Source organism: Mesorhizobium sp. M1342, assembly GCF_040317955.1.
GTDB lineage: Bacteria > Pseudomonadota > Alphaproteobacteria > Rhizobiales > Rhizobiaceae > Mesorhizobium.
The window spans coordinates 203,710-213,182 of record NZ_JAMYLI010000010.1; the positions used below are offsets into that span (position 1 = coordinate 203,710).

Sequence of the window (9,473 nt, forward strand, 5' to 3'; positions counted from 1 at the left end):
ATGAATCCGCCGATCCAGCCAACTCGCTGAAATCGCTTAATATCCAGCCGGCGTTAGAGTTCGAGCTTGGCCGGGAAACCAGGTGCGCGCAGGTCGGTGCCGACGGCATCTTCCAACAGTTTGACGATCTGGGTCGACCAGGCGCCGCCGCCATAGGCGGCCTTGCCTTGCTGAAAAATCGCGTTGACGCGCGACGCCAGCTCAAGCGGCACGCCTGACTGTTCGCCCATGGCGAGCGCGAAGCTGAGGTCCTTCAGCGCCAGATCCATGGTGAAGCCGATATCGTAGGAGCCGTTGAGAATGAGCTGGCTTTCGGTATCGTGGACGAAGCTGTTGCCGGAGGAGGCGACGATGGCGTGATAAGCTTGGGCGAGGTCGAGCCCGCCTCGCTTGGCCAGCATCAGCGCCTCGCCGGCGGCGACGAGGTGAACGAAGGCGAGCATGTTGGTGATCACCTTGATCACCGCCGCCGAGCCGACCGGCCCCATCAAGAACGATTTCGCGCACATCGCTTCGATTGCCGGGCGATGGCGCGCATAGAGCGCTGGATCGCCGCCGACCAGCGCGGTGATCTTTCCGGCCGCCGCCAGATGCACGCCGCCGGTGACCGGGCATTCCAGCGTCTCGATGCCTTTGGCCGAGGCGAGGGCCGCGAGGCGGAGAATCTCGTCGCGGCCGTTGGTCGACATCTCGATCCAGGTGCCGCCTGTGGGCAGGCCCTCCAGCAGACCATCGGCGCCCGCCAGCACGGCTTCGCTGACCTTCGGAGAGGGCAGGCAGGAGATGGCGTTGCCGGCCCGTGCGGCGGCCTCGGCGGGGCTGCTTGCCGCTGTGGCCCCGCGCGCCCCCCGGCGCCCGACGGCGGTGGGATCACGGTCGAAGACGGTGACGGCAAAGCCGTTGCGGATCAGGCTGGCGGCAAGGTTGCCGCCGAGATGGCCAAGACCGATGAAGGCGTAGCTTTCGCTCACGGCATCAACGGCGTCTGCATCATCTGCAGATGCAATTCCTTGCCCGTATAGGGATGTGCGTCGCAGACCGCTTCGTTGAGCTCGACGCCGAGGCCGGGCTCCTTCGACGGGATGATTTTGCCGTCCTGCCACTCGATCTTCTTCTTCAGCAGCGTGGCGTGGAAACCGTCCCACTGCTTCAGCGATTCGAGGATGAGGAAGTTGGGCAGCGTTACCGCCAGCTGGATGTTGGCGGCACCGACGATCGGTCCGCAATAGCAATGCGGCGCGATCTGGATGTGGTAGGCCTCGGCCATGGCGGCGATCTTCTTGGTTTCGAGAATGCCGCCGGAGCGGCCGAGGTCCGGCTGAAGGATGGTCGCGGCGCGGTTCTCGATGACGCGGGCGAACTCGAATTTGGTCGTCAGCCGCTCGCCGGTGGCGATCGGGATCGAGGTCGCGCGGGCCACTTGGGCCATGACCTCAGGCATATCAGGCGGCACCGGCTCCTCGAACCACAAGGGATCGTAGGGCTCGATGGCGCGCGCCATGCGCAGCGCGCCGGACGCCGTGAACTGGCCGTGCGTGCCGAACAGGATGTCGGCGCGGGTGCCTACCGCCTCGCGGATCGCCTTGATCATGCGGGTGGACAGGTCGATATCGACGAGGCGCGGCTGGTGGCCGTCGAAGGCGGTGTAGGGGCCGGCCGGGTCGAGCTTGACGGCATTGAAACCCTGCTCGACATATTCGAGCGCACAGGCAGCGGCGAGATCTGGATCGTTGTAGACGTTCTTGCCGTGCGCGTCCTCGGAGTGGACGCTGCCGCTGTGCGGATAGAGATAGGTGTAGGAGCGCAGCGTCTCGTGCACCTGTCCGCCGAGCAGTTTGTAGACCGGCTTGTCGGCTTCCTTGCCGATAATGTCCCAGCAGGCTATTTCCAGCGCCGAGAAGCAGCCCATGCCGGACACATCGGGGCGCTGGGTGAAGCCGGAGGAATAGGCGCGGCGGAAGAAGTTCTCGATGTCGTGCGGATCGCGGCCGACGAGATAGCGCTCGGCCATGTCCTCGACCATCCGGGCGGTAACATGGGCCGAGAAGGTGGCGTTGTAGGCCTCGCCATAGCCGACCACGCCACCATCGGTGGTCAGCTTGACGAAGATGAAATACTTGCCGCCGATGCCGGGCGGCGGATTGCCGACAACCCAGGTCTTGACGTCGGTGATCCTCATTCTTGGTCCTCCAGAACCAATTCGGCGCCTTTCCAACCGGTCATGATCGAGGCGGCGTTGGTGTTGCCAGTGATGTTGTCGGGAAAGATCGAGGCATCGATGACGCGCAAACCTTCCAGACCATGCACCTTGAGGCGGGGGTCGACGACGGCGCGCGCGGGATCCGGCCCCATGCGGCAGGTCGAGACCGGGTGATAGACGGTGCCCGAGCGCTTCCTGAAATCCTGGACCAGATCGGCGTCCGAGGTGATCGACGGGCCGGGCAACACCTCTTCCTCGATGATCTCGGCCATGGCGGGCATCGAGGCGATCTTGCGCACGAATTTCACCGCTGACAGCATCTCCTCGACATCGGCATTGGTGGAGTAGGCATTGGCCGTTATCCTGGGGTAGTCGCGTGGGTTGGCCGAGCGGATCATGATCTCTCCACGGCTCGACGGGCGGCAGTTGGATAGGCCGATGGAAAAGCCCGGCCATGGGTCGGGCGTCAGGATGGGGCGCTCGCCGCTCTTGGGAATGACGGTCGAGAAGGCCTGGAAATAGAGCTGCATGTTTGGCCGCGTCGCCGCCGGGTCGGTGCGGAAGAAGCCACCGGCATTGTTCATCGACAGCGACAGTGGGCCGGAGCGGGTCAGGATGTATTGCATACCGACCAGCAGCTTGCCCCACCAGGGACGCAGCGTCTGGTTGAGCGTCGGCAGCCGGCCCTTGAAGGTGTAGTTGATGCCGACATGGTCCTGCAGATGCGCACCGACATTTTCGTTGGCATGGACGACGGGAATGCCCAGGCTCCCAAGCAGGGCGGAAGGGCCGACGCCGGACAGTTGCAGCAATTGCGGCGAGTTGATCGAACCGCCCGACAGGATGATTTCGCGGCCGGCACGCGCCGTCTTCATCCCGCCGTTCTGCTGGTATTCGACGCCGACGGCACGCTTGCCCTCGAACAGGATTTTTGTCGCCAGCGCCTTCATCTCGACGCGGACATTCCCGCGCTTCATCGCCGGGCGCAGGAAAGCGCGCGCCGCCGACATGCGGCGGCCGTTGCGGGTCGAGATCTGGTAGATGCCGACGCCTTCCTGGGCGGCGCCGTTGAAATCCGGGTTGAGCGGCAGGCCGGCCTGCTGGCCGGCGGCGAGATAGCGTTTGGTCAGCGGATGGACTGCGTCCGAACAGTCGGTGACATGCAGCGGGCCGCCCGTGCCGCGCCATCGGTCGGCACCGGCCTGGTTGTCCTCGAGCGCCTTGAAGGCGGGAAGCAGATCGTCATAGCCCCAGCCGGGATTGCCGGCGGCGGCCCAGGCATCGAAATCCTCGCGGGCGCCCCTGATCCAGACCATGGCGTTGATCGAGCTTGAACCGCCGAGCAGCATGCCGCGCGGCCAGTGGTCGGTATTGCCGGCGAGGCCCGGATCCGGCTCGGCCTTGTAGTTCCAGTTGACGGCAGGATCGAAGAAGGTCTTGCCGTAGCCGAGCGGCATCTGCACGTAGAAGCGGCGGTCGCTGCCGCCGGCTTCCAGCATTAACACCGAGAAGCGCCCCGAGGCCGAGAGTTTTTCGGCCAGGACCGAGCCGGCCGAGCCGGAGCCGACGATGATGAAATCATAGGTCTGCATGATGGAAATGGGAGGCTCCGAAAGATTGGCTGCAGCCTAGACGCGACGGCATTCCGAAGTCGCCGCGCCATCCGGCATCAGTTGTGAAAAAAGCGACCGTCGAACTGGCCGGGTTTGCGGGGATGCCCGACAATCGCGCTTGATATCTACCTTCTCGACAGCCTATGCGATGGCATTATTTTGGCGCATGATTTTCTCCGAAAGTCTGCAACTTTTCGGAATCATGCTCTGGCCACTCTGCGGAAGGCAGGAAATCATATGCGAACCCTCCCTGACGCGTTCATCCCCGAACTGCCGGGCCACTACAGCGGCAAGGTCCGCGAGAACTACGACCTTGCGGATGGCCGGCGCATCATCATCGCCACCGACCGCCTCAGTGCCTTCGACACCATCCTGACTTCGATCCCGTACAAAGGAGAGATCCTGACGCAGACGGCGCGCTACTGGTTCGAGGAAACCGCCGACATCTGCCCGAACCATGTTCTCGAATACCCCGACCCGAACGTCGTCGTCGGCACGAGGCTCGACATCCTGCCGGTCGAGATCGTCGTGCGCGGCTATCTGGCGGGCACCACCAGCACCTCGATCCTGACGCGCTACAAGCGCGGTGACCGCGACATGTATGGCATCCACCTGCCGGACGGCCTGCGCGACAATGAAAAGCTGGCGGAGCCGATCATCACGCCGACCAGCAAGGCCGCGCATGGCGGCCATGACGAACCGCTGTCCAAAGCGGAGATCCTCGAGCAGGGTCTTCTCACGCAGGCGCAGTGGGATACCGTATCGGACTACGCCTTGCGGCTGTTCGCCCGCGGCCAGCAGCGCGCCGCCGAGCGCGGCCTCATCCTCGCCGATACCAAATACGAATTCGGCACCGACAAGAACGGGACCATCATTCTCGCCGACGAAATCCACACGCCGGACAGCAGCCGGTACTGGATTGCGGCGAGCTACGAACAGGCGCTCGCCAGCGGCAGCCGGCCGGAGAGCTTCGACAAGGATTTCATCCGCTCGTGGGTCTCGGCGCGGTGCGATCCTTACAGCGACCCTATCCCTGAGATACCCGACGAGATCGTCGAACAGGCTTCGCGGGTCTATGCGCAGGCCTATGAGGCGATCACCGGCAAGGAATTTTCTCCAGACCTTTCCGGGGACAGCGTGCTCGATCGTATTCGCACCAACCTCAGGCGCTATTTCTGATCGACCTTCGCCGGGTGATGCGAACTGCCGTCTTCCACCCATCGCCATGCCAGAGCCCACCAACTCGGGTTAACGGAGCCTTGCCGGGTGTTGGCTGACGGTGCATCAAACGAAAAACCCGCCTGTACGGCGGGTCACTGGCGCAAATCAGCACCATAGGCAAAAATGTACCATAGCTGCGGTCACTGAGTCAAGAAAAAATTCCTATCGTGAAAAGCTGCCGGCAAAAAAGCTGCCGACACCGCGACCCGGCAGTCGCAGGTCTTTTGTCAGTTCGGAGCCTGTGGCCATGTCGTGGCGCGTTGACCTTCGGGCGCCGTGACGATACGGGATCGAGGGCGGCCGGTCTCGAAGGAATTCTCCCATGGTGCACTACGCTGAAGGACGGCCGCTTGGCGATCTGACGCTGCGCACCCTGGCCATGCCTTCGGATGCCAATGCGGCCGGCGACATTTTCGGCGGCTGGGTGATGGCGCAGATGGACCTGGCCTGCGGCATCCGTGCCGCCGAGCGCGCCAAGGGCCGCGTGGTGACGGCTGCGGTGAAAGAGATGTCCTTCGCCAAGGCGATGAAGATCGGCGACACGCTGTGCATCTACACCCATGTCGAGCGTGTCGGCCGCACGTCGATGACGCTCAAGGTCGAGGCCTGGGCGCAGCGCTACCTCTCCGACCTGATGGAAAAGGTCACCCATGCCGATTTCGTCATGGTGGCGCTGGATGGCGAGGGCAAGCCGAAAGCGGTTCCTGCCGAAGGCTGACGCGCAAGCCGTAAAATCAGAACCGCACTTCCATCGTGGCGCGAACGCCCTGATCGGCCGCTTTCGTCCCGAACTGGCCGGAGTAGCTGATCCCCAGCGTGGTTCTGTCGGCGATCCGGAAATCGAGCCCGGCCCCGACAATGGCTGTATCCTTGGCGATCGGCACGCCGGCAATGGTGAAGAGGTCGCCACCGGCGAAGGCCATGTCCGTAGTCGGCGTGGTGTCGCCGAAGGCATGACGTCAGCCTAGCGTACCCTGCGCGGTTGCCTGCACCCCGCCGAGGTCGAAGCCCGCCGAGGCACGCAAGCTGAGCGTGGTGAAGGTGGTCTCGGTGGTCGAGGCCGCGGATGTGAGCGCCGCGGCGCCACCCTTTTCCGTGAAGCCGTCGGTGTGCAGGTTGATATAGGCGAGACTGGCGAAGGGCTCGAAGGCAGCCATGCGCGTCTCGACGCGATAGCCGGCCTCGCCGAAGACCTGCGCGGTGCCGGCATCGTACTTCGCCGTCAGCGCATCGGCGAAGCCTGGAACGACGACGTTGCGGCTGGTGTCGATCCGATTCCAGCTGTAGGCGACGCCGCCGCGCAGGCCCAGGCCATCCCACTGTCCACCGCCATAAAGGCCGATGTGATAGGTGTCGCTGGAGCCGGAAGAGGCACGATCGTCGACGTCGAAACTGGCGTGGCTGTAGCCGGTCAGCAGGCCGACCCGCCAGGCTTCGCCGATCGCGGTGTCGCCACCGGCGAGGAAGCCGCCGGTGGAGCGGTCGAGGCCGGCGGCATTGCCGTCGCCGCTCGCCGTGCCCCAGGAGCCGAAAGCCTGCCCCCACACGACGAAACGACTGGTGTCGGCCTCGACCAGCTCCGGGCCGCCCTCGCCATAAGCCATCACTGGCATGGCGGGAGCGGCGACGTCGCCCATGGCCGCCCGGACGCGGGCGGTTGCGGCATCGGCGACGAAGCGGCTGTCCTCGATAAGCATCCCCTTGGCCGAGGCATGAACCTCGCCCGACGCGGCATCGAGCGCCAGGCGCGCGGCATCCTCGTCGGTCATGAGCAGCATGGCCGATGCAAGCGCATTGCCTTCGCCCAGCCGGTCGAGGGCTCCGGCGGTCGCGATTTGGTTGCCGGTGGTGGCGACGTTGGCGACCGCAACGTCGTTGCGCGCCAAGGTAAGGGTGATGTCGTTGCCGTCGCCGCCCTTGTAGTTGATGAGATGGTCGAGGAAGAGAAGGTCGTTGAGGTTGCCGACGGAGGCGAAGGTGCCGGCGACATCGGCCGCGCCATTGTTCTGGATGATCGTGTACGGCCCGTTGCGCAGGTTCCAGCTCTCGGCTGTCGCCGGCGTCAGGACCAGGTTGAGCGTCGCGCCTGATATGTCGACCGTGCCGCCGACGATCAGCTTGTCGGCGCCGGATGGGGTCGTCTCGACTTCGAATATGCCGTGATTGACATAGTTGCCGCCGACCGTCTGGACGCCGATGGAATTGCCGACGCCATGCGTGCCAAGGATGGTGACATTGCCGCCTATGGTGCCGATGCCGCCAAGGCGCGCGCCGGAATCCACCGTGACATCGCCGGCGAGGCTCGCGTCGCCATGGCTGGCGTCGCCCACCACCAGCGTTCCCGTGCCGACGGTGGTCGGGCCCGCATAGCTGTTCTGTCCGTTGAGCGTCAGCTTGCCCGTGCCGGTCTTGGTCAGGGAGCCGTTTCCGGAAATCACGCCGCCGATGACGTCGTCATGACCGAGCGCGCCGAGCGAAAGCTGTGAATCGTCGATTTGTATGGCTCCGTCGCCCGACAGCGAGCCGACATCGAGCACCGAGTCCTGGTCCGGGAAGCGCACCAGCACGCTGCCGCCGGCGCCGTTGACGACGGTAGCGTCCTGCGCCTGCGACGATCCCTGGAAATCGAGCGTGCCGCCGGCCTCGTTGACCAGCGTCGCGGTTCCGCCGTCCGAATGTCCGTAAAAAACGGTCGAGCCGCCATTCCGGTTGGTTATCGTGGCCTCTCCGGCGGAGGAAGACACATTGCTCGAATAATCGCCGTCGAAGGTTGTCCGGCTGAAATAATACGGTATGCCCAGGCCGTCATTGACGATGGTCGCGTTGGCGGCGCTTGCCCCCGTGAAGGCGACGAAGCCGCCGCCCTGATTGGTGATGCTGGCCGTGCCGGCATCGGTTCCGGTGCTGAAATTGAGCCCGCCGTAGCCGTCCTTCGCCAGGACGATGGTGGCCGCGCCCGCCGTCGCATTGCGCTGGAAGTTGAGGTCGCCTGACCCGACGGTGATCGAGAGATCCTGGGCGCTGACCGGATTGGCGGCGTCGTTGCCCGAGAAATAGAGCTTGGCCCATCCCCCGCTTCCGTTCGAGTTTATCGTGACCGGCCCGTCGCCGAGCGCACCTGTCGCCGCCACGACAAGGCCGCCGCCGCGCACCGCCGTGCCGCCCGAATAGCTGTTGGCGCTGTTCAGCGTCAGCGTGCCGGAACTGGTCTTGGCGAGTTGCCCGTCGCCCGAAACCACGCCGTCGAGGATCAGGTTCTTGCCGGCGCCGACATCGAAGGTACCGCCATTGGCGCCGAGGATTACCTGGCGCTCCAGCGTGAAATTGAGGGGACTGCCCGTCACCTGCAGCGCGCCGCCGTTCAAGGTCAGGCGCCCGAGACATCGCCCAGCGCCCAGTCGCCGCCGATCCTCAGCGTGCCGCCGTTGACGACGGTGCCGCCCGAATAGGTGTTGAGGCCGGTGAGGATGACCGTGCCGGTGCCGGATTTGACCAGGGAGCCGGTCCCGCCGACGACCGCCGACACGATGCCGTTGCTCAAGGTGAAGCTGCCGGCGGTGCTCAGAGTGCCGTTGCGCAATTCCCCGCCCGTCAGCGTGAAGCCGCTGGCGGTCTGCGTCGTGGCGCCGAGATCGAGGATGCCTTGCGTGACGGACCAGGCCATGACCGTACCCGGTGCGCCGGAAACCGTCCAGGTGCCGGTGCCGGACTTTTCCAGGATGCCGAAGCCCTGGTACTGGGCGGAAGAGCCCGCCGCGCCCAATTGTGAAAGGTCGAAGGAACCGCCGGCCGAACCGCCAAGACCGAACGTGTCGGCCGTGCTGAACGCCTTCACGACACCGTTGACGACAGAGGACTGGGTGATGGTGAAGCTGTTCACGCCGCCGGTGAAGGTGACCGCGTTTGCCCTGGCGCCGGCTCCGCCATCGGCGACCCCGCCACTGATCGTGCCGGTATTGGTGATGGCGAGGCCGGAGCCGACGATTCCAGCGCCACCGGCGCCGCCGCTGCCATTTCCTGCCGAGGAAGCGCCACCGCCGCCGCCATTGCCACCTTGAATCAGGCCGTTGTTGATCAAGGTGGCGCCGTCGCCGGTAAAGATCACGCCAACGCCGCCATTGCCTCCGGGCCCCGCGGTTCGAATACTGTCGCTGAAGCTGTAGCTGGCGCCGCCGCCACCGCCGCCGCCGGCCGCAACGGTGCCGCTGTTGGTGAAGGTTTCTCCGCCATTGGCGAAGATGATGCCAACGCCTCCATCACCACCATTTCCTGCGCCGGCCTTGCTGCCAGGGCCGCCACCGCCGCCGCCGCCGCTGATCGTCCCGCTGTTGGTGTTTTGCAAGCCGCCGCCCGTCACGATGGCCCCATAGCCACCGCCGCCGCCGCCGCCAAACGTCACCGCACCGCCAGTGGGGGGGGGGGGGGGGGGGGCGGCGGGG

Annotated in this window: 6 protein-coding genes and 1 pseudogene; 2 read left to right on the forward strand and 5 right to left on the reverse strand. The window is 65.2% G+C overall.

The features are described from left to right. Window positions 1–53 precede the first annotated feature (53 nt). The 3 genes from NKH06_RS12970 to NKH06_RS12980 are packed head-to-tail and all read right to left on the reverse strand — an operon-like array spanning window position 54 to window position 3,792. Window positions 54–971 (reverse strand): NAD(P)-dependent oxidoreductase, encoded by a 918-nt coding sequence (locus NKH06_RS12970; RefSeq protein WP_352893248.1) that lies wholly within the window; start codon window positions 969–971, stop codon window positions 54–56. Next, on the reverse strand, window positions 968–2,179 hold the full coding sequence (locus tag NKH06_RS12975; protein WP_352440392.1) for a mandelate racemase/muconate lactonizing enzyme family protein: 1,212 nt from the start codon (window positions 2,177–2,179) through the stop codon (window positions 968–970). The genes NKH06_RS12970 and NKH06_RS12975 overlap by 4 nt, the downstream gene beginning before the upstream one ends. Continuing rightward, the gene (locus tag NKH06_RS12980; protein WP_352440393.1) at window positions 2,176–3,792 is read right to left on the reverse strand and encodes a GMC family oxidoreductase; all 1,617 of its coding nucleotides are present in this window, start codon (window positions 3,790–3,792) and stop codon (window positions 2,176–2,178) included. Before NKH06_RS12980 ends, NKH06_RS12975 begins: the two co-directional genes overlap by 4 nt. 258 nt (window positions 3,793–4,050) lie before the next feature. On the opposite strand from NKH06_RS12980, the gene NKH06_RS12985 reads away from it, so the two are divergent. Both NKH06_RS12985 and NKH06_RS12990 read left to right on the forward strand, forming a co-directional pair. Continuing rightward, window positions 4,051–4,992 carry a phosphoribosylaminoimidazolesuccinocarboxamide synthase gene (locus NKH06_RS12985; RefSeq protein WP_352440394.1) on the forward strand — a complete coding sequence of 314 codons (942 nt, stop codon included), beginning with the start codon at window positions 4,051–4,053 and terminating at the stop codon, window positions 4,990–4,992. Window positions 4,993–5,356: 364 nt separating this feature from the next. After that, window positions 5,357–5,752, forward strand: a complete 396-nt coding sequence (locus NKH06_RS12990; protein WP_024504171.1) for an acyl-CoA thioesterase — start codon at window positions 5,357–5,359, stop codon at window positions 5,750–5,752. A 16-nt stretch (window positions 5,753–5,768) separates the two neighbouring features. On the opposite strand, the pseudogene NKH06_RS12995 reads toward NKH06_RS12990, so the two are convergent. Both NKH06_RS12995 and NKH06_RS13000 read right to left on the reverse strand, forming a co-directional pair. After that, a pseudogene (locus tag NKH06_RS12995) lies at window positions 5,769–8,378 on the reverse strand (autotransporter outer membrane beta-barrel domain-containing protein). 23 nt (window positions 8,379–8,401) lie between these two features. Then, window positions 8,402–9,473: autotransporter-associated beta strand repeat-containing protein (locus NKH06_RS13000; protein WP_352893250.1), on the reverse strand; the 1,072-nt coding region annotated here is incomplete at its 5' end.

Bases quoted from the DNA above. Each gene is read 5' to 3' on its own strand.
- NKH06_RS12975 (WP_352440392.1), bottom strand. From the start codon at position 2,179: ATGAGGATCACCGACGTCAAGACCTGGGTTGTCGGCAATCCGCCGCCC.
- NKH06_RS12980 (WP_352440393.1), bottom strand. From the start codon at position 3,792: ATGCAGACCTATGATTTCATCATCGTCGGCTCCGGCTCGGCCGGCTCG.
- NKH06_RS12985 (WP_352440394.1), top strand. From the start codon at position 4,051: ATGCGAACCCTCCCTGACGCGTTCATCCCCGAACTGCCGGGCCACTAC.
- NKH06_RS12990 (WP_024504171.1), top strand. From the start codon at position 5,357: ATGGTGCACTACGCTGAAGGACGGCCGCTTGGCGATCTGACGCTGCGC.